Raw genomic sequence first — 24834 nt, forward strand, 5'->3', positions numbered from 1 at the left:
GTGTAGCAGAATGAAAAAAGTAGTTATAACAGGTCTTGGCGCAGTAACAGCACTGGGAAACAATGTACAGGATTACTGGAATGGGCTGATCGAAGGCAAAAGCGGTATGCGTACTATCACCCGTGTATCGCCGGATGATCATGATACAACAGTTGCAGCCGAGGTTGATGACTCCTTTGAGCAGGCAGCTTCAAAGTACTGGAAAAAACGTATGCTCAGCGCAACTACCAAAGCCGTAAGAATGGGACTTGCTTCCGCGGGCGAAGCTATTGAGGACTGCGGCGCTGATTTTGCTGTCCTTGATCGTTCTAGGATAGGCATTATCTTCGGACTTGCAGATAATACCTACGAGGGTGTTGAGCTGGAGAATAAGTCACACATGACTCTGAAGCGTATGCAGAGTGAGATACCTGCTATGATAGCGATCAAGCACAATATTACAGGGCCGTCCTTCAATATGAGTACTGCCTGCGCCTCATCTGGATATGCGCTGGCTCTCGGTAAGCACCTTATCCAATCAGGGCTCTGCGATATGATAATAGTCGGCGGACTTTCCTATGTGGTCAATGATGCAGTGCTTGACGGATTCAACCAGCTTCTTGCGATGTCTGTAAATCCTGACCCTGATAAGGCGAGCCGTCCTTTCACCAAGAACCGTGATGGTTTCATCATGGGCGAGGGCGGCGGCACTATAGTTCTGGAATCTGAGGAACATGCCAAGTCAAGAGATGCTAAGGTATACTGCGAACTTGCAGGTGCTTCCATAAGCTGCGAGGCAAGCAGCCTTACTGCTCCACAGGCAGACGGTGCAGGCATGGCGTACTCCATGAGATGCGCCCTTGAAGATGCAGGTATCGCTCCTGAGGAAGTTGCGTACATCAATGCACACGGCACTTCCACTACTCTCAATGATCTTTATGAAACTATGGCGATAAAGCAGGTCTTCGGCGAAAAAGCTTATGATATCCCTGTTTCTTCCATAAAAGCTGCTATCGGTCATACCCTTGCGGGCTGCGGAGTACTTGAGGGTATCGCCTGTGTCAAGGCTATCGAGGAAGGCGTACTCCCGCCTACAGTTCATTTCGATGAACCCGATCCGCAGCTTGACCTGAACTACATACCCAATACCGCACTGAAAAAGGATATCAGCGTTGCCGTATCAAATGCATTTGGCTTTGGCGGGCATGATGCGACACTCGTTTTCAGAAAATACAACTGAGAGAGGACTGTATATAATGCCTATTGCACAGATGAAAACCAATTTAAAAATGAACGATGTTTCTAAAACGGAATTCCTCAATGATGTTGCAGAGGAAATGGCAAAGCTTCTGAAAAAACCTCTTCCTGCTGTAATGGTCATGCTGGACGACTGCCCAATGTGCATGAACAGATCTGAAGATACAGTAGTTTTCTCGGAATTTCGCTACGTCTTGCCGCGGGAATTCGCAGACAATAAAAGTGGATTCCTGAAGCAGTTTGCGGATACTATGCTGTTAGTGATACAGAAGCATACAAAGGTCGATCCATACCGAATATATATGCAGTTTACTGAAATGGACCGACAGAGCGCCTGGCGATATACAGAATAAGAAAGGGATGACAATATGAAATGGTCTATCAGAGAACTTCTTAACCCTGTGGTCACAAGATCAATGCTTTATGGAAGTGATCCCTTTGACACTGAGTACGTTCTGAAAAGAGTGGACGAGATAGATGTAATGAGCGGAAAGAAAATACAGGCTGTATGGCTTGGCGAATGGGAAAAGAAGATCTCTCACTACGCAGAACTCCGTGATCAGAATGAGGCTAAGGGAAACAGGATCTCGGCTAGAGCATACGCTAAAATGGTGGCTCAGTGCTGGTATGCGTGCTATATGGTAAATATCCAGGACTTAGAGCAGAAGGTCTCCATATATAATAACATTGCCGAAAGTTACAGAAAATACACCGAACTTTGCGATAACAAGATAGAGTACGTTGAGATAGATACTGCTTTCGGAAAGCTTCCTGCTTATATCCATTATCCCGACGACGGCAGCAAGGAAAGCTACCCGATCGCAATTACATACTCAGGTATCGGAAGCTGCAAGGAAGAGCTTGATATGCTGGCAATGCCTCTGAATGAACGCGGCGTTGCGGTCATCACCCCTGATATGCCCGGTACAGGCGGCGCTGTTATATGGAATAATGTGAAGTGCGGCGGTGACGAACTTGAAGCGGCGTTCGAGGGTATATACAAGTTCATTGAAAGCCGAAGTGAACTGGATAGCAGCCGTATGGCTAACTTTGGTCTGTGCATGGGCGGCGGTTATGCTATCAGAGCAACTGCCAAGAATCCCGCCGTTAAGTGCTGTGTAGCGCTGTTCCCGCTGATGATATGCTATTGCAAGCTTGATTCCGTTCCGATATGGATGAAGAAAGGCAAGTGGACTTCATACCAGACAAATGATGACTATATGGAGACAATGAACGTTCTCTCAGATGGTACTCTCAGCTCCGATTTCTTCCTTGTTCACAGTGACTACGATAACTGGATGACCCATGAGGCAAATGATATACTCTACAGTAAGGCTACGGGTTACAAGGAACGGCTTGAAGTTACCGAAAGACCAGCCTATGTTTCCGAGGAAACTATCATGCACGCAATGCCTGTCGGTGAGCAGTTCCATTGGGTTAAGCATATCACCGCTGATTTCATAGCACAAAGACTTACAGGAGAGAGCAAATGAGCAAGAATTTCTTTGATTACTACAGCAAATACGCTCAGGAAACACCCGACAAGGTACTTCTGAGAATAGATGAGGATACACTGACATACAGACAGTTCATGGAGAAGACCGCCGTTTTCGGTTCAGCACTAAAAAAACTGGGCATTGGTGTTGATGATAAGGTAGGACTGGTAATGCCTAACAGCATCGAATGGTACATCGCATTCTGGTCAGCTGTAAGAATAGGAGCTCAGCCCGTTCCGATAGATCCCCAGAGCGGTTCATTGGAACTTTCCAGACTTATCCCCGCCACAACAGTTAAAGTACTGTTCGCGTCTGAAAAATACAGAACCAATCATATAATCAATGCAGTGGAGCAGATCATTCCGAGTGAGTTCCAAATTTCAAAGGTCGTATGCTTTGCACCTGAGAGCTCTGTGCCGCAAAATGATTGCTACATAAGTGCCGATAAGTTCGCCGCTGAATTTGGTGAGGCTGACTGCGAGATCTATCAGCCTGAATACCTTCACACCATGTCACTTGCCTGCACATCGGGAAGCACAGGCAATCCCAAAATACTTGCCGTACCTTCAGGCGGATTCCTATCCACTCAGAAAGATATGGGCGATTATCTGGAATTCAAGTCCAATGACGTTATGATGGTGGGCATGACCCTCTATCATCAGGGCGGATTCGGAATGGGTCTGCAAATGGCACTCAAGGGCGGAACAGTAATGTATCAGCCCCAGTTCAATCCCATCTCTTTCCTGGAAACTGTCCGGAAATACAAGGTCAATATCATTCAGCTCACTTCCACACTGGCTAAGGTACTGCTCTCAACTCCCGATTTTGAAAAGTACGACCTTTCATCTGTCCGCATATGCTACTTTGCAGGCGAAGTTCTGCCAAAGGAGATCGCTGATACATTTGCTAAGAAACTGAATATCCGTGTAATAAATATAATCGGTTCATCGGAGACCTGTACTATGGTGGTATGGGATTCTGCCAAGGACGGTGACACTGACCCAAGCGATTTCAAGAAACTTTACTTCACCGACTACCGTGTGATCGATGCAGACAAGAATGATGTCGCCGAGGGTGAAACAGGCGAACTGTGTGTATATACCGACGGTGTTATCACTGAGTATTTCGGAAATCCCCAACTGTCTGCCGAAAAGATATTGACCGATCAGCAGGGCAGAAGATGGTTCTGCACAGGAGACCTAGTGAATAAGCTTCCGGGTGGTGTAGTTCGATTCGCAGGACGCAGCAAACGTATAATCAAACGAGGTGGAAACCTCGTCCATGCGGAAGAAGTTGAAGCCTGCCTTCTCACTCATCCAATGATCGCCGCCGCAGCTGTAACTGATGAGCCGCACCCGATCATCGGACAGCAAATAGTTGCTTATATTCAGCCAAAGGGCGACGAAAAGATAACAAGAGGCGAACTGGCACGCTATTTTGATGGTAAACTCTCTGCATACAAAGTGCCTGACAAAGTGGTACTCGTAGAGGAGATACCAAAGGATATCGGTAAGATACAATTTAAATATCTCAGAAAAAAGGAGTACAAATGCTCATGAATAATCTTGATTGGAACGAATTCAGACAAGTAATTTCCGACTATGTAGGCATCAACGCTTCGGAGATCACAAGAGATACTGACGTTTTTGACGACCTGTATCTTGATTCTCTCGGACTGTTCGGACTTGGTTCACATATTACAGATACATATAAGCTGAATGTTTCACTGTCATTGGTAGCATCTATCAGCAGGGTAGGGGAGTTCTTCAACCTGCTCAACGAAAAGGGCACACCTGTTGAGGAATAATATGACACTTTTCTTTTTTCCTCACGCAGGCGGTTCTGCAAAGAGTTACGCATCATTCAAACGCTTTCTTCCAAAAGATTTGAACGTTGTCACTATGGAACTTTCAGGTCGTTTTACCCGTTCCGACAAACCTGTACTGCATGATATCGAGTCATGTATAAGTGAGCTTTTTGACAGTAACGTAAAACTGCCGGAACTTCTTAAAGATGGTGACTACGCTGTATTTGGTCACAGCATGGGAACAGTCCTTGCTGCCGAATTTGTAAGACAGATACGGAAAAAGGGCTATCCTGCGCCCATCCACATATTTCTGTCAGGTAAAAATGCTCCTGACGAAGATCTGCACTGTTTTGGAGATATCGATAAGGTCAGCGATACGGAGATAATTCAGTTTTTTAACCATAACAGTTTGACTTCCTCGGCGGTGATACAGGACGAGGAACTCGTTGTACAGCTTAACATGATCCTTTGCAATGATGTGCGTATGGCTGAGAAGTACTGTGCTACTCCGAAGCAGGTACAGTTTGGCTGCGATATCACTGCGATATACGGCACTGATGACACCATGCTGAAAAATGCCGACATGAACGGTTGGGGAAGGTATACCGATAAAAGCTGTGAAGTTGTATCATTTAGCGGCGGACATTTCTACTATATCCCGCATAAAGAGGAAGTTTGTAAGCTTATCTGCAAAAAACTCGGACTTAATTAGAACATATTATTACTGATCCTATCTTGATCAGTATCTACACTCAGTTTAACAGTAAAAACTTCAATTACCGCACATATCTTCTGCCAAAGTCAAAAAGTGGAGCAGTCGGTACAATAAACAACAAAACTCGTAGCATGAATAATTTTACGGAAATATCATTGAATGAATTATTCTTAGCACTTCTCTTGAAATTTCGAGAGAAATATGATATAATCAAATAAAGATATGAAAATATTAAGGAGACAACATGAGAAAATCAGTATTACTAACAGCCATTCTCATCATATTTGTAATATGTGAGTTGTTTGCATTTTCTGCTGCTAAAGACTGTAAGCAGACGGAAAAAGATTCAAACGAAAATTACACTGAGTATGAAGCGGCTCCCGATGATTATATTGTGACTACTGGAACGATAACCGACATAATCGAAGCAGGTACTGTTCCTGAAGAACAGCCGCTGGCAGGCGGAACAGATTACCGTATTTGTATCATAAAATTTGAAACATCTGACGGAAGGTCATTCACAGACTTCTTTTTTCCGTCGGATTCAAAAAAAGATAAAGTCGGCAGGAACGTGGAGATAGCTTATAAGCCAGTCGAAGACTCTATGGTTAATAATGTCATTGCCACAAGAACAGAGTATATCCCGAATACTATCCCTATAAGGAATAATCTGATATTGCGGATAGTTTTCGGAGTCGGTATAGCTGTTTCGCTGGTGTTGAATCTTCGTGCTAAGAGCTAAAACTCAAAAAGCACTACTTGTCGCACATTCTTGCGCCGATGATCGGGCTCACATGGCGATGTGGAACGGGGCTGAGTTCCGAAGCCGGAATACTAGAAAATATTTTTTAATAGGGTGGTTGAGAAGATCACCTTATTTTTATATAAGAAAAAATTATTAAGGAGGTACTGACATGACAGACGTTAACGAAAGATCGAGGATATTCCGTGAGATGTGTCTAAAAGCCGATACTGAGCGCGACAAGGGGCTCACAACGCCTGAGAATATCGCACGCTTTGACGATATCCCATACGGTACGGACGAAAAGTGGCAGATACTCGATGTTTACCGCCCGAAGTCTGCCGAGGGTGAAAAGCTCCCCGTTATTGTGAGCATTCACGGCGGCGGCTGGGTTTACGGCAGCAAGGAGATCTATCAGTTCTACTGCATGGATCTGGCTCAGCGCGGTTTTGTCGTGGTGAATTTCACATACCGCCTTGCCCCTGAAAACCGCTTTCCCGCTTCGCTTGAAGATACGAACACTGTGTTCGCGTGGATTAGGGATAACGCGGAAAAGTACGGCTTCGACCTGGGCAATGTTTTCGCAGTGGGCGATTCTGCTGGCGCGTTTTGCCTGTCGGTATACGCCTGCATACTCACAAACTCCGTGCTTGCAGCGGAGTTCGGAAAGTATTTTTCTCCTGCGGACGTTGAGCTCAAAGGCATAGGTCTCAACTGCGGCTTGTTTACTACCGCAGACTACGACGAAAGTCTTGAAGCCTACCTTCCTAAAGAACCCTCTGAACACGCCGAAGTTCTTCGTATGCTCGATGCAGTTTCCCATATCACACCTGATTTCCCGCCCGCGTACATTCTTACGGCAAACGCCGATTTCCTTGTGGATGCCCCCGCAGTGCTCATTCCTGTGCTCGCGAAAAACGGTGTGAAGTACGAGTCGAAGGTCTACGGCACCAACGAAAGCCCCCTTTTTCATGTCTTCCACTGCGATATCAAGACCGAAGCCGCCACACACGCAAACGACGACGAGTGCGGGTTCTTCCGCGGGCTTATGTGAGTGGAGTTCAGTGATTAAATATTAAAACCTGTCCGTGTTGACAACATACATAATAAAATAACCCATAGTTTCAATACAGAAACTATGGGTTGCTTTTTACCGCCCTGCACAGGCAATTTTACTTGTATCTATCACGTTTCTGTCAGGTTCTTTCAGCTGCTTGCAGCTTACAAGACCCCATATAAGCACTGGTGCCATGAAAACCCAGGATATTGGTTCAGCTATAATAATAGCCTTGTAACCTATCTTTGGTGCGAGCCAGAAAGATACGATGATCTTTCCCACAAGTTCGATAAAGCTTGACAATGTCGGCATAAGCTTTATCTTGACGCTTTGCAGCGAGTGCCTGAATACGAATATAATACCGAGAACGAAATAGAACGGCATATTGAAATGAGTATACTGACAAGCTGTATCGATTATGTATTCTTTGTGCAGACCTGTTATTGCCTGAACAAAGAAAGGAGTGCCGATATATACGGCTATGATGACAAGTATGCTCCATATCCAGGTCAGCATGGTAGCACTTAAAAAGCCCTTGCGTACTCTTGAGTATTTCCCCGCACCGTAGTTCTGACCCGAGAAGTTTGAAGCAGCACCGCCGAATGCCATCATCGGCATCATGCACATCTCACTTATCTTTCTTGCAGCTATATGAGCATTAATTGTATCGGTTCCAAGGTCGTTGATAGCGCCCTGCATGATAAGTGAGCCAAGACCTACCATAGAATTCATAAGACCCATGGAGCAGCCGGATGAGTACATTTCGCTCGCAAATTCCTGTGAAAATTTAAAATGTTTAGCCGAGGGTATAAGGAACGGGTATTTCTTTTTCATGTAGATAAAGCAGGCAACTGCTGACATACCCGAGGTTATAAGTGTTGCAGCAGCAGCGCCTCTTATACCGAATCCCAGCTCTCTGACAAACAGTATATCAAGGAATATATTTGCAAATGCAGAGAATATAAGGAATACCAGCGGCATAACAGTGTCGCCGATAGCACGCATTATTGAAGCCTGAGCATTATAGCTGAGGGTTATCCCCATTCCGCCAAGAATCAGGGTTATATAACTTTTGGCATCTTTGTATATGTCGGATTTTACGTTTATCGCTTGCAGGATCGGATCGAGGAACACAAGGCTCAGTATAGTAAGAACTATACAGGTCGCACCCCCGAGTACCAATGTAGCTGCAACTGTTTGTTTCAGTTTTTCATTGTCTTTTGCGCCGAATGCACGCGCGGCAGACAAACTGAATCCGCCTGTCAGTCCGTGCATGAATCCGATTATAACAGTATTTACCGAAGACGTAGCCCCGACAGCAGCCAGTGATTTGTCTCCGAGATACTGTCCGACTATCCTTGTGTCTGCCAGATTGTAAAACTGCTGGAATACGCTTCCAAGCAACATAGGTATGGCAAACATAAGCAACAGCCGCGTAGGGTTGCCTTTTGTCAGATCCTTCATTTTTTTACCTCACAATACTATCCTTAAACAATTATCATTGAAATAGTATATCATCAGTGACCATCATTTACAACAGACATTTGATGATATACTATTAACTTTTCGTAAAACGCAGATACGCTCTGCGGAAAAATTGTTATCTATGAAAATCTTCATTATATCTACTAAAAGTGAAAATCGTGATTTGTGTTTTTCTGAAATTAAACAAGGCAGAGGTACAAGACCTTTTCTGCCCTATAAAAATTATATCATATTTGTTCTGGGAAAAGTGTAATATATTCTTATAAAAATAGTATAAAACTATAATCTTGCAGCTTTATTGAAAAGTTTTGATTTTTTGACATCAGGGCTTTTGAAACATCGTAAATTGTACGTAAAATAGTGAATATATTCTCATTGTTGATTGACTTAGAAATATTTATATGACATATTTTTTTATGGGTATCCAGCTGACACACCCGATTAACAGCGTATAAAGGAATATAATGAGAGTATGGCGGTTATCTTTTCCCCCGCCGCAGGCGGGGGAAAAGATAACGTCAACATAATATATCCCTACTGATACGGAATTTTAAGTGGAGTGGTAAAGGGATAGTCAGATATTTTTTAACGAAGTATTAATCGTATGAATCAATATACAGATGAGAAGGTAAACAGCATCGGCTGAGAGGCGTTCTACTATTGCTCTGTTCCGATCACAGCTGTTACTATCCATTTCACTCATAACCCAAAATCTCCAAACAATAGTATTTTACAAAAGTTAATTGTTTCAACTTTTGATACTGATTTTGTGCATAATTCATGTAAAAATCCACCTTTTCTTCATTTTTTTAGTTGCATTAATGCTCGCTTTTATGTACAATAATAGTGGAAAATCATCAATTTTATATATTTATTTGGATCAGGAAAAACTATTTATGTAATCATGAGCCGAAGACGGTACATTTGTTGGTAGCTGATGTCTAAAGGCTCAAAAATAAGGAGGTATATATGAGAAAAAAGATCACATTTATCGTGTCAGCCCTTATGCTGACCCAGTCATTGAACGGTCTCACTCCGCAGAAAGCTGCTGCGGCAGGTGTGTCCTTCACTCACAAGGAATGGACAGGCCAGTCAGGGTCAGAGGATATTTTTGCTGTGAACCGTGAAGCAGCTTCTGTGAATCCCGTACCATTTCAGGATGACACATCAGCTGTAAACGCCGTATGGAACTACAACGACCGTGAAAAGTCGGACTATCTCCAGATGCTTACAGGAGAAAATGAGGACTGGGAACTGAACGTTGTACAGAACGACGATCAGGCTGCTCCATACCGCTGGGGCGGTTTCATGAATGCCAATTACACCGGAAAGAACGGCGATGGCTGGAAGACCGTTCAGCTACCTAAAAGCTGGACTGCTCTGGGATTCGACCACTCGATATATACGAATATCAGCCAGCCGTGGCAGAGCGACTATGACCCTTGGGTGACCTGTCCGTCTGCTCCTACGAAGTACAATCCCGTGGGACTTTACCGCAAGAAGTTCACTCTCGACAGCTCCATGAAGGGAAGCGGAAGACGTATATACATCCAGTTCGATGGCGTTGAATCCGCTTATTATGTATACATCAACGGCAAGGAAGTGGGCTACAGCGAGGACACTTTCAGTCCTCACCGTTTCGACATCACCGACTACCTCACTGACGGCGAGAACATACTCGCTGTTGAAGTGCATAAATTCTGCGACGGTACATGGTTTGAGGATCAGGACATGATATACGACGGCGGTATCTTCCGTGACGTTTTCCTTGTCAGCGCTCCTGACGTGCAGATAAGCGACTATACTGTCCGCACTGACCTTGACGACTACTATAAGAATGCGCAATTGCAGCTGAGTATAGATGTGAGGAACCTGACAGGCAGTTCAAAGAGCGGCTGGACTCTGGAAGCTGCTGCTTTTGATGAAGCAGGAAACAATATCATCAGCGGAGCCAAAACATCTGTGTATGATCTCGGCGCAGGCAGAACAGGCACATACTCCATCAAAACACAGGTCACAGCTCCGAAGCTATGGTCTGCGGAAACTCCAAATATATATGCTCTCGTCCTGACTCTCAAGGACGACAGAGGGAATGTACATGAAAAAGTCTCCACTCAGCTGGGTTTCCGTGAGATAGGTTTTACTTCCACATCTGTTGACGGTTCATACAATGTCACTACAAAACAGTGGCAGCCCATAACCATCAACGGCAAGCGTCTGCTGCTGAAAGGCGTGAACCGTCACGATTCCGATCCCTTCTACGGCAAGGCTGTTCCTCAGAAGACAATGGAAGAAGACATACGCCTCATGCAGAAATACAACATCAATGCCATACGTACGTCCCATTACAGCAATGATTCCTACCTTTACTGGCTGTGCAACAAGTACGGTATGTACATGATGGGCGAGACTAATATGGAATGTCACGCTCTTCAGGACGGCAAGAACAATGCCTCCAAGGCTCTGTTCTACGAACTTGCTATGGACAGGACTGAGACTGCCTACAAGCGTCTGAAGAACAATCCCGCCATTGTTGCATGGTCCATCGGAAACGAAATGGGCTACACTACTAATCCAAGCGATGCAGGCGGTATGTTCAGGGATATGATATGGTATTTCAAGAAAAATGACCCTACACGTCCCGTACACAGTGAAGGACAGCATTTCGGTATGGGCGTTGACATGGGAAGTGATATGTATCCCGGCTCGGACGTTATCCGCTACAACGCAGGTACAGGAAAGATGCCTTATGTAATGTGCGAATACGACCACGCTATGGGCAACTCCTTAGGCGCACTCAAGGAGTACTGGGACAATATAAGAAGCGCTGACAATATGCTGGGCGGCTTCATCTGGGACTGGGTAGACCAGTCAAGAGCTGTAGCACTTCCAAACGGCGGCTGGGATTACTACTCACAGAGCTATGCTCACAAGAACCTTTACTCCGATGAAAGCAAGGGGAAGTACTTCGGCTACGGCGGTGACTGGGGTGACAAGCCCAACGATAACAGCTTCTGTGAGAACGGTATCATCTGCCCTGACAGGACTCCTCAGCCCGAGGCTGACGAGGTAAGATACCAGTACCAGAGCTTCTGGTTCTCAGCAAATGCAGGACAGCTTGCCAACAATACCGTATCGGTATACAACGAGAACAACTTCCTCGATCTCAGCGATTTTAATGTTGAGTGGAAGCTCCTGAAAAACGGTTCTGCAATAGACGGTGGCACGGTCAAGAATGCTAAGTGTGCTCCTCTGACAAGGGGTACTATCACTGTTCCGTTCAAGCTGCCCCAATCGTACTTGTCGGGCGATGAGTTCATACTTGATATATCCGTAAAGACCAAGAAGGCCACAGACCTTTTGCCTAAGGGCACCGAGGTGGCATACGAGCAGATAGACCTCGACTCCGCAGGCAGCTCAGCTAAGTACGACGGCGGCGATGCAGTCCTTACCATAGTTGATATCGGCAGCGCATACGTCCCTACCAACGACCATAACGACTTTAACTTCGTGATAAACAAGTCTACTGGCCTTATTGAAAAATATTCCTACAAGGGCTCACTCCTCATCGAAAACGGTCCGACTCCTAATTTCTGGCGCGGCAACGTTGAAAACGATACAGGCTGGGGCGCAAAAAACCTCTTTGACAGCACATGGAGAAATGCTATGTACGGCGCAAAGGTCACAGGCATGGAAACAGGCGATGCAGCCGACGGCGCCAAGACCGTGACAGCACACCTTGAACTCCCAAATGCAGGCGGCACAAAGGTGGATATCGTATATACGATATACCCAGACGGACGTGTAAATTGCGAGTTCAATGTTGACGCAACAAAATCAGGTCTGGGCAACTTCATCCGTGTGGGCTCAATGATGACACTTCCCGAGGGTTCGGAGCAGCTCTCTTGGTACGGCAATAAGACCGAGAGCTTCAATGACCGTAAAACAGGCGGCCGTCAGGGCATATGGGAGAGTACAGTTTCAGAGCAGTATTTCCCGTATCTGAAGGCTGACGACTGCGGAAACCTCACCGATGTCAAGTGGATATCTGTCAAGAACAAGGCAAACAAGACAAGTCTGCTTATTGCTGCAAACGGCACTGTTGAAGCGAGTGCTCTCCACTTCTATCCCGAAGATCTCCAGAAGGCTGACCACGTATACAAGCTTTCACCGAGAAAGAAAACTGTACTCAGTGTTGACTACGGCTCAATGGGTACAGGAAGCGCTACCTGCGGACAGGCTACACTTGAAAAGTACCGTCTGCCTTCAAGCAGGACTTACAGCTGGAGCTACACTATCATTCCCGTAGCTACAGATACAAGCAGCACCACCATGTCTGCAACAGCTGCAAAGCTTCGCTCAGACGGAGTAAGCATACAGGACAAGAGCTCCAATGCACTGACTATCCCCGTGAAATCACCTGCAGTACTTAAGTCAACATCATCGGGCAATGCAGTATCGGGTCAGCTTTCGATACCCTCATCCAACAGTATCGGAAGTTCCTTTGAAGGTAAGCACTCATTTACTGTAGAAGCTGAATTCGTCCCCACAGGCAATCCCGAATTCAACATGATAGCAAGCAAGGGCGATTACTCTTTCGGTCTCAGAACAGAACAAGGCCAGCTTTACTTCTTTGTTTATGCAGGCGGATCATGGCGTACAGTTTTATACAAAACAGGTACTGATTCATCCTCAGGCTGGATCGGAAAGAAGCATCAGATGGCTGGTATCTACGATGCTGATACCGATACTATAAAGATATACTGCGACGGAAAGATACTGGCAGAAAAGAGCACAGGCACCACCGCAGGTATAGCCTCCTCTTCCTATGACCTTACACTGGGAGCCTGCCCTGAAACAGGACGTACCTCCATGGCAGACTTCTATGAATTCCGTGTATACAGCAAGGCACTCAGCGAAAGAGAGCTTGCTTCGCAGAATACTTCTTCACCTGCATACGGTCCCGACAGCAAGTACGTTCAGCTTTGGTTGGATTTCGATAATGTAGTTCAGCCCACACTTCCTAATCCGACTGTTTCTTATGTACCCGGTGACGGAGCTGTCAAGCTCTCCTGGAATAAGGTCGAGGGCGCAGAAAAGTACGGTATCGCCGGTTTGGTAAACGGAAAGTGGCAGCTGCTGTATAAGACGACAGGTACATCATATACGCTGAAAAACCTCACTGCGGGCACGAACTATAAAGTATCTGTCATCGCGATGTTCAATGGCCAGTGGAACATGGATCTCAGCAACACGATAATCGTTACACCCAATAAAGCAACTGTCAACGTAAACACACTTACATATCCCACGAACATCAAAGTCGAATACAGCAAGGAATATCACCAGGTCAAATTTACATGGGACAAGGTAAAGGGTGCTGACAGATACGGCATCGCCGTTTATCTGGCAGGAAAGTGGAGAGTTCAGGCACAGAACATAACCACCACTACATACACATCTCCTAAAAATCTTGCTCCCGGCAAGACATACTGGGTAGCTATAGCAGCAAGAGTAAACGGCAAATGGGATACTGCAAATGCTATTAAATATGCCGGTACTGTTACTATAAAATGATCAGCTGAAATTTGTCTGACCAAATAAACGCAAAACGGATAGTCGTCTTTATCGGACGGTTATCCGTTTTTGTTATGAGAGTCCAGAATAACAGCAAGCGTAGTCAGGGGAATATAAAAGATAAATCTAATCTGGAATTCCGATAAATAAAGCGGCAAAGGACTGTTGTCCCTGCCGCTTTGATGCTTTTATTATATTTGGGTAAATATTTAATAGTTCGAGATCAGGAAACCTCGATAGTAATTGCATTTGAGGCAGCGTGAGCTGTTACCCATTCGCCGTTTATTTTAGCTATTACAACTACCGCGTATGTGCCTTTGGGAAGTCGGGGTGTTGTCCATGTGTGGACACTGCTGTCAAACTGCTTCATGGGGACCCACTTGCCTGCACGGTATAATGCTATTGCATAATTCTCAGCATCGGGAATTGCCTGCCATTTGAAGCCTAGCTTGCTGTCGATTACTTGTATCTCGAAAGTTGGATAGGGAGATGTCACTGCTTCATTCGGGGTCACAGTTATGGCATTGCTAAGATCCATGTTCCATTTGCCGTTGAACATTGCGGATACGGCTACCTTGTACTGGGATCCTGCCTTGAGGTCTCTAAGCACATATGAAGTGCCGTTGCCCTCCGCCAGTATCTGCCATCTGCCGTTTACATAGCCTGCAACCGCGTACTTTTCTGCGCCGTCAACAGCATCCCAGCTGAGCTTGACAGCGTTATTTCCCTTAACATATGTAACAGCGGGATTGTCATTCACTGTCTTGAGCTTTGGTGTTACCACGATAGCATTGGACGGATCAGTGAACCATTCACCGTTAAGTTTTGTGGCTACACATACCTTGTATTCCTTGCCAGCCAGGAGGCCTTTTAGTACATATGATGTACCCTCGCCCTCATCTATCATTCTCCATTTGCCGTTTATAAAGCCTGCAACCCCGTACTTCTCAGCACCATTGATATCAGTCCACTGGAGTTTTACAGCGCCCTCACCCTTCTGGTAAGTGATCGTGGGAGGCGTGTAGGTGAGCTTGTCTATGATCACTGTCTTATTTGTGGTGTAGGTCTGACCGTTAAACTTTACGGCAGCGGTATAAACTATCTTACCCTCTTTGACATAAGTCGGGCTGGTAGTCTTTGAAGTGATGGTCGCATCAACGGTCTGAACGTCTGTGCAACGTTCACACTTAAAAGTTGCCGTCACGGTGTGATTCTTTTCGTCGTACTTCCACTCGGGTCTGCCATAGCTGTGACCCAGAGCGCCTGCACCTTTATAAGTTTTGGGTTTAGACCTGTATGTTTCACCTTTAAATTCTACAACAGCGGTGTAGCTGGTATATGCGGGTGTGGTACAGGTAGCGGCGATAGAACTGCGCTGTATCTCTGCTTCAACGGTGTGCTTTTCGCCGCAGGCTTCGCAGGTGAATGTGGCAGTAGCGGTTTGGGTTTTCTCGTCCCAGTTCCATTCGGGTTCACCATATCTATGCCTGCCTACGGTGGGAATAATGACATCTTCCTCGGTTATCTCGTTTGTGGCTTCTTCATCGCTGTAATACTTATCGTTGTATTCGTCGTACCAGTGTTCGATGTTGCCTTCGTTAAGGCAGCCCACGGGTACAGCATCAACATGAGTAACTGTTACAGGCAGATCGGCATTGAACTCTATTTCGGACATCTGCGCGATATTATCGCGTGAATCAACGATATCATCAAGAATAAGCAGATAATACTTATACTTGCACTTGTTATGAGGGACTGCATACGGAAATTCGGTGAAATTCACAGGTTCTAAAACAGTATCGTCTGTTACCTGATGTACCAGTGACCAGATATCTTCGTCAATATCTGTTACTTTATGGTCAGTATATGAAGGTGTGTATTCCGCTGCCGCAGCGCTGTTGCTTCCGTAGATACGCCAGCTTTTCCAGTTTCTGCCCGTGTATCTTGAAGTATCATTTGCAGTAGTCAGAACATAGTTATGTATGGCGAAAGGTGTATCTGCTTCAAACAGCAGCCAGTCACTGTCTCGGTTTGCATATTCGCCTGCGCTTATTACTCTGCTGCACCACTTGGTGTTTTTGTTTTTGTCGAATATCAGCCAGAGATGTTCATTTGAAGGCGTATGTGTACCCTGACCGCCGTCAATGATTGAAATACCCTCGTAACCGCTTCCTACGATATCAAAGGACTTATATACAACACCCTGATAATCACCTATACCGGTGATAACAGCATCATATTTGCCTGCTTGCTTGGGGGGCTCAGAAAACTCAGTGGTATTTCCATCGGAATCCTTTTGGGTATAAGAAACAGTGTAATCGATGTTTTTCTGCAGTATTGTTCCGTCAAGCTCTACTGAAAGAACTTTAGGTGAGTGCGCTTTCATTGTTATGGTTGCTTTGGTAATGTTCTGTTCCGACTCTGCTGCGCTTGCCACAACAGCAGTACTGCCTGACAGGTCAAATACCCCAATGTTTGCGGGCACAACTCCTCCTGCAAGGATAATTGCCAGTACTCCGGCAGCTAAACGTTTTCCGGTATTGTGAACTTTCATTTTTGCTTTCCTCCTTCTAACAAAAAAGATTATTTCATGAGATACAATGTGTGATCCCAAGAAAATGGTCACTGATGTGTTTTAACGTTAATTATTATACCATATTCATTTATTTCTATCAAGTGATTTAGATAATTTAAGTATATTATACATAAAGTTTGTAAAAAACTACGAATGGCATAAATTTGATTTAAGCAAATATGACAAGCCATCTTGCCGCATATGAAGGCGTCTATCCGTTTAATATTATATCAGATCAGGCAATATTATTTTCAGGCAGGAGATAATCGCCTTTAAAACGGTCTGTATTTATGCTGTTCTGGCGGGTTTAAAACAAACCGCAGCAACAGCGTTGAGCAAGCTTCCAACTGCATAAGCCAGGATATCTTCCCAGGCGAAACCGGTGCCGATGAGAATTGCGGGCAGACTGCCGGGGGCGAAACCGAGGACTTTGTAGAGTTCGAAATACTGTGATACTTCGACGGCGCAGGCAAAGATGAAGAGTATCAGCGGGAGAGTGCGCGGAAACTTTTCGGTGAATATGCGCACGAAGAAGTACATTGTGGGCATAACGAGAACATCTCCGATGTATGCACGAACAAAACCGTGAGCATACTTTCCTATCAGTATCTCGGTGACGAGCAGTGCGGCGAAGATAGCCGAATATATAAGTTTACGTTTAGTTGTTTGTTTCATTTTTTCCTCCCTAATCAACGTACTGTAAATGCACGCGGAATTTATCTTCATACGGCTCTGTCCTTACATAAACCGTACCTGTTGTGCCAACGCTGTATTTGTAATCATATTGACAATTTTTTTCGATATCGGCCTTTATGTTGTTTTTCAGAAAGCTATCCGCGTCATCGACCTCAACAATAAGATTGCAGTCTATCACACATAAAAAGCTTTCGTCGCGATAGCTCACAAGCTTAACATCGTCGGTTAGGTCGAGGGCGTAAGTTTCTTTCACCATATCGCGATCGATGAAAATGCCGTGCGGGAATATAACCGCATAGTAGACTAACAGTGGCAATACGATTACGATAATGGGAACGACCGAAACGATCACGAGTGTCTTTATTTCCTTTTTGCTCATACCGTTATCTCCTACTTGAGAATTGATCGAGTCCTGTTTTGGTATCGACAATGACTGATGTAAAGCTTGTAGATAGTCTTAGCGACCTTGTTTTTGTCCACATAAGATAACCTCCCATGGATTTTAATTGTGACACCATTATATCATATTTAAAATTGTTTGTCAATAGATATTTACTGAAAAACGATATATTTTTACTAAATTTCAAAAAGCAATACAGCGGTAACCTTTTTGTTGTGGTGTGTCACGGTATATTCAAAAAAGAAAAATCCCCCGATACAGTGTGATCACTTGTATCAGGGGATATCTTATCTCAGTTCACCATGTTTTTCATAGCTTGCAACACGGACAGCCTTGTTGTTTTCATCAACAAATACAACTTTCGGAGCAAAAGTCTTCAACTCCTCCGGGGTCATATCAGCATATGACATTATGATAACAGGATCACCTACCTGACCTGCCCTTGCAGCTGCACCGTTGAGACATATCATACCGCTGCCGCGCTCGCCTGCGATGACATATGTTTCAATGCGGCTTCCGCTGTTAACATTCACGATATGAACGTGCTCGTACTCATAAAGACCTGCCGCATCTATTAGATCCTCATCGATGGTGACACTTCCCACGTAGTTCAGCTCAGCCTGTGTGATGACAGCACGGTGTATCTTGCTTTTAAGAATGGATAATCTCATGCTGCCTCCTTAAACATCTTCGGTAAAGAAGTTATCTATCAGGCGGGTTTTGCCGATATATACTGCTATTGCACAAAGCGCAGGGCGGTCGATGTTTGTTATCTGCTGCATCGTTGCCAGGTCAACTATCTTTACATAATCTATCCTTGCACGGGGTTCGGCGCTGATATGTTTCTTCATAGCTTCTGTTATGGCAGAGCAGTCTTTTTCACCGTCTCTGACCATCTTTATTCCCAAATTGATAGCCTGCGAAAGCACTAGCGCAGCTTTTCTTTCCTCAGCATCAAGATAAGTATTGCGTGAGCTTTTTGCCAGACCGTCCTCTTCGCGTACTATCGGGCAGCCGATGATCTCGATATCCATATTCAGATCATCGACCATGTGCCTGATGACTGCAAGCTGCTGGGCATCCTTTTTACCGAAATAAGCCCTGTCAGGCTGTACGATATTGAACAGCTTTGATACCACAGTGCAAACACCTCTGAAATGAACGGGGCGGCTGAGTCCGCAGAGTTCCTGTGTCAGCACGTTCATATCCACAAAGGAAGAAAAGCCCTCGTGATACATCTCATTTGGTTCGGGATTGAAGATTATATCACCGCCGTGTTCTTCCACAAGTGCTGCATCGTGCTGGATATCCCGGGGGTAGCTTTCAAGATCCTCTGTGGGTCCGAACTGCATGGGATTTACAAAATCTGATACTACAGTCCTGTCATTATCGCGGTGAGAAGCATCTATAAGGCTTGCATGTCCCTCATGGAGATATCCCATTGTCGGCACAAGTCCTACGCTGAGACCCTGTGCCTTCCATTCCTTAACCTGTCTGCGAACCTCATCTATTGTCTTAACTATCTTCATATCATTCAAACTCCTTTGCTATAACTGCTATCACATCATCATCGATGGCATATGTGTGTTCTTCTGACGGAAATGTGCCGTTCTTGACTTCTTCAATGTAGTCCGAGATGCCCTTGCGCATAACATCACCCACATCTGCGAATTTTTTTACGAACTTTGCAGTATGGCCTAAAGTCATTCCAAGCATATCCTGATAAACAAGCACCTGACCGTCACAGCCGTTACCTGCGCCGATACCTATGGTCGGGATAAACAGCTTTTTGGTTATTATCTCAGCCAGTTTTGCCGGTATGCCTTCTAGTGTTACAGCACAGGCACCAGCTTCCTGTATCCTGAGAGCGTCTTCCACAAGTTTTTTTGCGTTGTCAAGACTTTTGCCCTGAACTTTGAATCCGCCGAAAACATTGACTGACTGTGGAGTAAGTCCAAGATGCGCCACAACAGGTATAGAAGCATTCACGATTGCTCTGATCTGCTCGCAGACCTCAGCACCGCCTTCAAGCTTAACGGCATTAGCGCCGCCTTCCTTGATAAGCCTGCCGGCATTTTTAACAGCCTCATTAACGCTTGCCTGATATGACATAAATGGCATATCAGCTACGATAAAGGCATTTTTTGCACCTCTTGCAACGGCTTTGGTGTGGTGTATCATATCCTCCATAGTGACGGCCAGGGTGTTTTCATAGCCCAGCATCACCATACCGAGGGAATCCCCGATAAGTATGGAGTTGACACCGCACTCATCAATGATACGTGCAGTAGTGTAGTCATAAGCGGTAAGCATCGTGATCCTGTCACCCGATTGCTTCTGCTTAAGAAGGGTTGAAACTGTGTTTTTCATAAGCATGAACTCCTTAAAATTATGTTACCTTTCCGACTTATTTCGGATAAGATACATTACAGGAAAGACCTGCGTTATACATTATAACACATGATATATTTCATTTCAAGTATCGGAATGTGATTTCTGATTAATTCATTTTGAACATCATGAGAGATATCTGATCCTGTTGAAAACTAAAACCTCAAAAGCAGTGTATCATCAAAAATACACTGCTTCAGAGGTTTAGAAATGTTTTTCAGGGATATGAAAATATTTTATGAAAAGCAAAATTATATATGAATTTACTCGCCGAATCCGTCCTCAAACATTGTGGCTATCTCGTCAAGGACCGCCTGTTCGTCTCCTCCGTCTACCACGATCTCGACTAAGGTGCCATTTTTCAGAGCGTATTCATAAGCTCTGCTATTCTTTCTTTTGTTGCAAGTCCGTCTGAAAATGCGGTCGCACCGCCTGCGGCTGTTCCGAGTTTCAGCGCATATTCGTAATTGCCGTCTTTTGAACCTGCCACAAAGCCTGCAACCATGGAATCGCCTGCACCCACTGAATTTTTCACGGTGCCCTTGCAAACTCCGCTGATGTGAGTTTTGCCGTTTTCGTCAACAAGAAGTGCGCCGTCGCCTGCCATGGATATCAGCACGTTCTTTGCGCCTTTTTCCCGGAGCTTTTTTGCATACTTTTCTATCTCTTCGATAGTGGTTAGTTTTACGCCGAACATCTCACCGAGCTCGTGATTATTTGGCTTGATAAGGAACGGTTCATATTTCAGAACGTTCATCAAAAGATCTTTTGTAGCGTCCACAACAGTCTTGATATTCTTGCATGATAACCGATGCAGTATTTTTTCATATATATTGGAAGGCAAACTGTTTGGGATACTTCCTGCAAGTATCAGCGTGTCGCCGTCTTTCAGACCGTCCAGTTTTCCGAAAAGTGCTTCGAGGGCTTTGTCATCTATGTGAGGTCCCTGACCGTTTATCTCGGTCTCTTCCGCAGCTTTTATCTTTACGTTGATGCGTGAATTTCCTTTTTCAAGTCTGACAAAATCAGCATCTATGCCCATTGACTTCAGTCCGTTTTCGATAGCTTCACCCGTAAAGCCAGCGGTAAAACCCAGAGTTTTTGATTTGATGCCAAGCTCGTTCAGCACTATCGAAACGTTTATTCCCTTGCCGCCGAAGAACATTTCTTCGTAAGAAGTGCGGTTCACTTCTCCGAGTTTCAGGTCTTCCATGCGTACAACATAATCGATGGCAGGATTAAATGTTACCGTGTATACCATCTACATTACCTCCTTGATATTTGCTGCTGACAAATATTTTTTGTCACCGAGCTTATCGGTTATTATCATTACCCGTCCCAGATCGGCAAAGGTGACGGAAGTTATCTGCTCGAATTTGGAATGGTCTGCAAGAATGTAGACCGTTCTGCTGTTTCTTATTACCGCAGTCTTTACGCTTGCTTCGTTTCTGTCGGGAGTAGAGATATCACCCGAAAGGGAAATGCCGTTTGCACCGATAAAGCTCTTGGTGAAGTAATAGCTTTGAAGACTGCTCACACATTCCGCACCCACGATAGCTTCGGTAGAAAGCTTTATCTCACCTGCGGGAATGAACACCTTGAAGCCCCGCTGTGCCAGCTTTTTTGCATGGATAAAAGCGTTGGTCACAAAGGTCACATTCTTTTCGGGGATAAAGTCGATCATCTTTTCGGTTGTAGTACCCGCATCGATGAACACGAAATCACCGTCATCTATAAGTGAAGCAGCATATCTTGCGATAGCCAGCTTTTCATCGTTGAACAGCTTTGATTTTTTCTCGATATCCTGTTCTTCAATTACAAATGAGTCATTTACCGAGATAGCACCGCCGTGTACCTTTACAAGAAGCCCCTTTTCTGCGAGAGCGTTAAGATCACGCCTTACTGTAGATTCAGAAGCGTTCAGCAGTTCGCAAAGCTCGCCAAGCTGTACACTTTTATTTGAATTAACTGAATTTAAGATTATTGAATGTCTTTCCTCAGTCAGCATTATCGTTCACCTCTTATGGCTGTTGTTGAATGATTTTGATTGTTTCTGACGTAAATATATCATATTTTTTCAGACAAGTCAAGAAAATTCAGTCATCTTCATTCAAAATGCTTCGCTTTTGTATGACTGCACACTTTTAAAAGTTTTTGTTTGTTGATTTTGAATATTTTTTATTTTCGATATCTGAAAAACATTGATAAATTCGCTGCGATTATATTAAGGAACAGGAAGATATCTCAAAAAGAAAACTACGACATCCGCCTTGTTCAAACCTTTAATTCTGTTAATACTATCTTCGTTGACTGTATTTTTGCGTTGACTTATCTATATAATTATGTTATAATATGTTCAGTCAAAACGCTATAACATGGGTATTTATCAGATCCTGATATTACCGGTTTTCAGGAAAACTTGAATTCTAAGATCTATAATGTACACAAAATATTAAGTATATACGACATGGGCAGACAGCCTGTTTGGCTGCTGTTGAAATTTGAAATTTACTATATAAAGGTGATAGCATGAATGAAAGACCGTTGCTAATCGTTATGCTGACTTATGACGATAAGACCTCTTCCGACGCGGAGGAGATCTTTGAAAAATGTAAAGATACTCCTGCCGAGTATTTCGGATTTAAGGAGCTTGACCTTCCTCATGACAAGATGAAACGTCTTTTCGCCCGCATGAAAGAGTGCGGCAAAAAGACAGCCCTTGAAGTTGTGGCATATACCGAAAGTGAGTGTATTGAAGGTGCGAAACTTGCGGTGGAATGCGGTGTTGATATGCTGATGGGCACAGTGTATTCCGATGCGGTCAGGGATATATGCCGCGGTGCAGGAATACTTTATCTGCCCTTTGTTGGTGATATTGAGGGAAGACCATCGGTGCTTTACGGCACGGCAGAAGGTATGATATCTCAGGCGAAGGCTTTGCTTGAAAAGGGCGTGGACGGCTTTGATCTGCTGGGCTATCGTTTTACAGGCGATGCTGTGGAACTTAACCGCCGTTTTGTATCGGAGGTAAGTGCACCTGTGGTCATAGCGGGAAGTATTGACAGCTTTGAACGAATAGATGAGGTACTTGAAACAGGCGCGTGGGGATTTACTATTGGAAGTGCATTTTTTGACAAATGCTTTGGCGAAAGTTTTCTCGAGCAGATCGATAAAGTGTGCAGGTATATTCACGGAAAGGAGACTGTTTTATGCTGAAAAAACTGTTCCCTGCATCTTACGCTGACAGCGTGTATATGCTGGATTATGATAAATTGTACAAAAAAGGGTACAGGGGACTTATCCTTGACATAGATAATACCCTTGTACATCACGGCGATCCTGCAAACGATGAGATAAAGGCGCTTTTTCAGCGCATACGAGCTGCGGGTCTTAAAACCGTTCTGCTTTCGGATAATGATATTGACCGTGTTCGTCCTTTTGCTGAAGCGGTAGGCTCACCCTTTGTGTGTGATGCGGGAAAGCCATCAACTGCGGGATATAAAAAGGCACTGGATATACTTGGGCTTGATAAAAAGCAGGTCATCAGTATCGGAGATCAGCTTATACTTGATGTTCGCGGAGCGAATCGCAGCGGTATCGACAGTATTCTGGTGCATTTTGTGGAGGTCAAGGGTGAAAAGGAACTGGGGCAGAAACGCTATTTTGAATACTACGCATTAAAGCTTTGGGAAAAAACACCTTTTTTCAACAGGCTTGGAGACATCTATTCAGGCGGAAATAACCGACCATTCCTGCGCAGTGAGAAGGTACTGTTCTGTGATATAAATGACACTACCTACGCTATTTCCGAGGCTAAGGAAAAAATCAAGCGGATAGTTCGTGATGCAATAAGCGGCGAACGTTTTGCTTTCAGACGAACAGGCAGCCGTTTGCCAAATGTGGTTTCAACATACAGCTCACATCTTATAAAAAAGGGCAAGGGCATAGACCCCACTTTACAACGCAACAAGGCAGTAAATATAAGGATCGCAAGCGATACGATGAACGGTATGCTGATACTGCCCGGGGAGACTTTTTCTTTCTGGCGTACAGTAGGCAAGATAACCGCTGCCAAGGGCTACCGTGACGGGCGAATAATATCCGGCGGAAAACTGGAGCCGGGTCTCGGCGGAGGTCTTTGCAATCTGGCGAACACGATACACAACCTTATACTGCACAGTCCACTGGAGGTCACAGAGTTCCACAGCCATTCTGATGCGCTGGCACCTGACGGTCCTGTGCGTGTGCCATTCAGTTCGGGAACATCGGTGTGCTATAACTATGTGGATTACCGTTTCCGCAACTGCACCCATCAGCCTGTTCAGCTTTGTGTGTGGTGTGAAAAGGGCGAACTGCGTGCAGAGCTTCGCAGTAAGCGTCAGTTCCCGCAGACCTTTGAACTTGCTGAGGAGGATCACCATTTTTCCAAAGAGGGTGACAAGTATTACCGTATCTCTAAGATATACAAGCTGACCCGTGACCGCAAAACAGGGGAGATAATAGCAAAAGATCTGGTGCGCGATAATCACTCCGAGGTCATGTATGACCCGAGTGAGATACCGCAGGAACTTATAAGAAACTGATATAAGACATCTGAAAGATAAAGACCTCGGTATCTAAGATATCGGGGTCTTTCGTAATTAAGGAATTGTTCAGC

20 protein-coding genes are annotated in these 24834 nt (G+C 44.8%); 11 read left to right on the forward strand and 9 right to left on the reverse strand.

Annotation, left to right across the window (positions count from 1 at the left end; genetic code table 11):
- The first annotated feature begins 10 nt into the window (after positions 1–10).
- From BMY75_RS15035 to BMY75_RS15070, 8 genes are all read left to right on the forward strand, one after another.
- On the forward strand, positions 11–1219 hold the full coding sequence (locus BMY75_RS15035; protein WP_074835402.1) for a beta-ketoacyl-[acyl-carrier-protein] synthase family protein: 1209 nt from the start codon (positions 11–13) through the stop codon (positions 1217–1219).
- Between the two features lie 31 nt (positions 1220–1250).
- A complete protein-coding gene (locus BMY75_RS15040; RefSeq protein ID WP_242940255.1) occupies positions 1251–1589 on the forward strand; it encodes a phenylpyruvate tautomerase MIF-related protein in 339 nt (112 codons plus the stop codon).
- Positions 1590–1604: 15 nt separating this feature from the next.
- The gene (locus BMY75_RS15045) at positions 1605–2729 is read left to right on the forward strand and encodes an alpha/beta hydrolase (RefSeq protein ID WP_074835407.1); all 1125 of its coding nucleotides are present in this window, start codon (positions 1605–1607) and stop codon (positions 2727–2729) included.
- Positions 2726–4291: a class I adenylate-forming enzyme family protein gene (locus BMY75_RS15050; RefSeq protein ID WP_074835409.1), complete on the forward strand. Its 1566-nt coding sequence runs from the start codon at positions 2726–2728 to the stop codon at positions 4289–4291. The genes BMY75_RS15045 and BMY75_RS15050 overlap by 4 nt, the downstream gene beginning before the upstream one ends.
- Positions 4288–4539, forward strand: a complete 252-nt coding sequence (locus BMY75_RS15055) for an acyl carrier protein (RefSeq protein WP_074835412.1) — start codon at positions 4288–4290, stop codon at positions 4537–4539. Before BMY75_RS15050 ends, BMY75_RS15055 begins: the two co-directional genes overlap by 4 nt.
- 1 nt (position 4540) lies before the next feature.
- The gene (locus BMY75_RS15060; protein ID WP_074835415.1) at positions 4541–5251 is read left to right on the forward strand and encodes a thioesterase II family protein; all 711 of its coding nucleotides are present in this window, start codon (positions 4541–4543) and stop codon (positions 5249–5251) included.
- A gap of 247 nt (positions 5252–5498) precedes the next feature.
- Positions 5499–5996 carry a hypothetical protein gene (locus BMY75_RS15065; RefSeq protein WP_074835418.1) on the forward strand — a complete coding sequence of 166 codons (498 nt, stop codon included), beginning with the start codon at positions 5499–5501 and terminating at the stop codon, positions 5994–5996.
- Positions 5997–6168: 172 nt separating this feature from the next.
- Complete coding sequence (locus BMY75_RS15070) at positions 6169–7050, forward strand: alpha/beta hydrolase (protein WP_242940256.1); 882 nt, start codon at positions 6169–6171, stop codon at positions 7048–7050.
- A gap of 96 nt (positions 7051–7146) precedes the next feature.
- Here the strand turns inward: BMY75_RS15070 and BMY75_RS15075 are convergent, their stop codons facing one another.
- Complete coding sequence (locus tag BMY75_RS15075) at positions 7147–8517, reverse strand: MATE family efflux transporter (protein ID WP_074835421.1); 1371 nt, start codon at positions 8515–8517, stop codon at positions 7147–7149.
- Positions 8518–9507: 990 nt separating this feature from the next.
- On the opposite strand from BMY75_RS15075, the gene BMY75_RS15080 reads away from it, so the two are divergent.
- A complete protein-coding gene (locus BMY75_RS15080) occupies positions 9508–14115 on the forward strand; it encodes a glycoside hydrolase family 2 TIM barrel-domain containing protein (RefSeq protein ID WP_074835426.1) in 4608 nt (1535 codons plus the stop codon).
- A 223-nt stretch (positions 14116–14338) separates the two neighbouring features.
- Here the strand turns inward: BMY75_RS15080 and BMY75_RS15085 are convergent, their stop codons facing one another.
- The 8 genes from BMY75_RS15085 to BMY75_RS15125 form a co-directional block, all read right to left on the reverse strand.
- Positions 14339–16669 carry a fibronectin type III domain-containing protein gene (locus BMY75_RS15085; RefSeq protein WP_074835429.1) on the reverse strand — a complete coding sequence of 777 codons (2331 nt, stop codon included), beginning with the start codon at positions 16667–16669 and terminating at the stop codon, positions 14339–14341.
- A 309-nt stretch (positions 16670–16978) separates the two neighbouring features.
- Entirely contained in the window at positions 16979–17365 is a 387-nt protein-coding gene (locus BMY75_RS15090) for a ribosomal maturation YjgA family protein (RefSeq protein ID WP_074835431.1), read from the reverse strand.
- Between the two features lie 10 nt (positions 17366–17375).
- Complete coding sequence (locus BMY75_RS15095; RefSeq protein ID WP_074835433.1) at positions 17376–17765, reverse strand: hypothetical protein; 390 nt, start codon at positions 17763–17765, stop codon at positions 17376–17378.
- Between the two features lie 308 nt (positions 17766–18073).
- Entirely contained in the window at positions 18074–18457 is a 384-nt protein-coding gene (gene panD / locus BMY75_RS15100; RefSeq protein WP_074835439.1) for an aspartate 1-decarboxylase, read from the reverse strand.
- A gap of 9 nt (positions 18458–18466) precedes the next feature.
- Positions 18467–19315 carry a pantoate--beta-alanine ligase gene (panC, locus tag BMY75_RS15105; protein ID WP_074835442.1) on the reverse strand — a complete coding sequence of 283 codons (849 nt, stop codon included), beginning with the start codon at positions 19313–19315 and terminating at the stop codon, positions 18467–18469.
- 1 nt (position 19316) lies between these two features.
- Positions 19317–20156: a 3-methyl-2-oxobutanoate hydroxymethyltransferase gene (gene panB / locus BMY75_RS15110; RefSeq protein WP_074835445.1), complete on the reverse strand. Its 840-nt coding sequence runs from the start codon at positions 20154–20156 to the stop codon at positions 19317–19319.
- A 382-nt stretch (positions 20157–20538) separates the two neighbouring features.
- Positions 20539–21438, reverse strand: coding sequence for a 1-phosphofructokinase (gene pfkB, locus BMY75_RS15120; protein ID WP_074835447.1), 900 nt, complete (start codon positions 21436–21438; stop codon positions 20539–20541).
- Complete coding sequence (locus BMY75_RS15125; protein WP_074835450.1) at positions 21439–22185, reverse strand: DeoR/GlpR family DNA-binding transcription regulator; 747 nt, start codon at positions 22183–22185, stop codon at positions 21439–21441.
- A gap of 521 nt (positions 22186–22706) precedes the next feature.
- Between BMY75_RS15125 and BMY75_RS15130 the strand changes: the two genes are divergently transcribed.
- Together BMY75_RS15130 and BMY75_RS15135 are read left to right on the forward strand one after the other, a co-directional pair.
- Complete coding sequence (locus tag BMY75_RS15130; RefSeq protein WP_074835453.1) at positions 22707–23393, forward strand: beta/alpha barrel domain-containing protein; 687 nt, start codon at positions 22707–22709, stop codon at positions 23391–23393.
- Positions 23387–24760: a VanW family protein gene (locus BMY75_RS15135; protein WP_074835456.1), complete on the forward strand. Its 1374-nt coding sequence runs from the start codon at positions 23387–23389 to the stop codon at positions 24758–24760. The genes BMY75_RS15130 and BMY75_RS15135 overlap by 7 nt, the downstream gene beginning before the upstream one ends.
- The last annotated feature ends 74 nt before the right edge of the window (positions 24761–24834 follow it).

It is taken from the genome of Hominimerdicola alba (genome assembly GCF_900109655.1).
In the GTDB taxonomy this organism is placed as follows: domain Bacteria; phylum Bacillota; class Clostridia; order Oscillospirales; family Ruminococcaceae; genus Hominimerdicola; species Hominimerdicola alba_B.

Bases quoted from the DNA above. Each gene is read 5' to 3' on its own strand.
- BMY75_RS15055 (WP_074835412.1), top strand. From the start codon at position 4,288: ATGAATAATCTTGATTGGAACGAATTCAGACAAGTAATTTCCGACTAT.
- BMY75_RS15060 (WP_074835415.1), top strand. From the start codon at position 4,541: ATGACACTTTTCTTTTTTCCTCACGCAGGCGGTTCTGCAAAGAGTTAC.
- panB (WP_074835445.1), bottom strand. From the start codon at position 20,156: ATGAAAAACACAGTTTCAACCCTTCTTAAGCAGAAGCAATCGGGTGAC.
- BMY75_RS15065 (WP_074835418.1), top strand. From the start codon at position 5,499: ATGAGAAAATCAGTATTACTAACAGCCATTCTCATCATATTTGTAATA.
- BMY75_RS15040 (WP_242940255.1), top strand. From the start codon at position 1,251: ATGAAAACCAATTTAAAAATGAACGATGTTTCTAAAACGGAATTCCTC.
- BMY75_RS15050 (WP_074835409.1), top strand. From the start codon at position 2,726: ATGAGCAAGAATTTCTTTGATTACTACAGCAAATACGCTCAGGAAACA.
- BMY75_RS15035 (WP_074835402.1), top strand. From the start codon at position 11: ATGAAAAAAGTAGTTATAACAGGTCTTGGCGCAGTAACAGCACTGGGA.
- BMY75_RS15080 (WP_074835426.1), top strand. From the start codon at position 9,508: ATGAGAAAAAAGATCACATTTATCGTGTCAGCCCTTATGCTGACCCAG.
- BMY75_RS15045 (WP_074835407.1), top strand. From the start codon at position 1,605: ATGAAATGGTCTATCAGAGAACTTCTTAACCCTGTGGTCACAAGATCA.
- BMY75_RS15090 (WP_074835431.1), bottom strand. From the start codon at position 17,365: ATGAAACAAACAACTAAACGTAAACTTATATATTCGGCTATCTTCGCC.
- BMY75_RS15070 (WP_242940256.1), top strand. From the start codon at position 6,169: ATGACAGACGTTAACGAAAGATCGAGGATATTCCGTGAGATGTGTCTA.
- BMY75_RS15125 (WP_074835450.1), bottom strand. From the start codon at position 22,185: ATGCTGACTGAGGAAAGACATTCAATAATCTTAAATTCAGTTAATTCA.
- BMY75_RS15085 (WP_074835429.1), bottom strand. From the start codon at position 16,669: ATGAAAGTTCACAATACCGGAAAACGTTTAGCTGCCGGAGTACTGGCA.
- BMY75_RS15095 (WP_074835433.1), bottom strand. From the start codon at position 17,765: ATGAGCAAAAAGGAAATAAAGACACTCGTGATCGTTTCGGTCGTTCCC.
- BMY75_RS15130 (WP_074835453.1), top strand. From the start codon at position 22,707: ATGAATGAAAGACCGTTGCTAATCGTTATGCTGACTTATGACGATAAG.
- BMY75_RS15075 (WP_074835421.1), bottom strand. From the start codon at position 8,517: ATGAAGGATCTGACAAAAGGCAACCCTACGCGGCTGTTGCTTATGTTT.
- panC (WP_074835442.1), bottom strand. From the start codon at position 19,315: ATGAAGATAGTTAAGACAATAGATGAGGTTCGCAGACAGGTTAAGGAA.
- panD (WP_074835439.1), bottom strand. From the start codon at position 18,457: ATGAGATTATCCATTCTTAAAAGCAAGATACACCGTGCTGTCATCACA.
- pfkB (WP_074835447.1), bottom strand. From the start codon at position 21,438: ATGGTATACACGGTAACATTTAATCCTGCCATCGATTATGTTGTACGC.
- BMY75_RS15135 (WP_074835456.1), top strand. From the start codon at position 23,387: ATGCTGAAAAAACTGTTCCCTGCATCTTACGCTGACAGCGTGTATATG.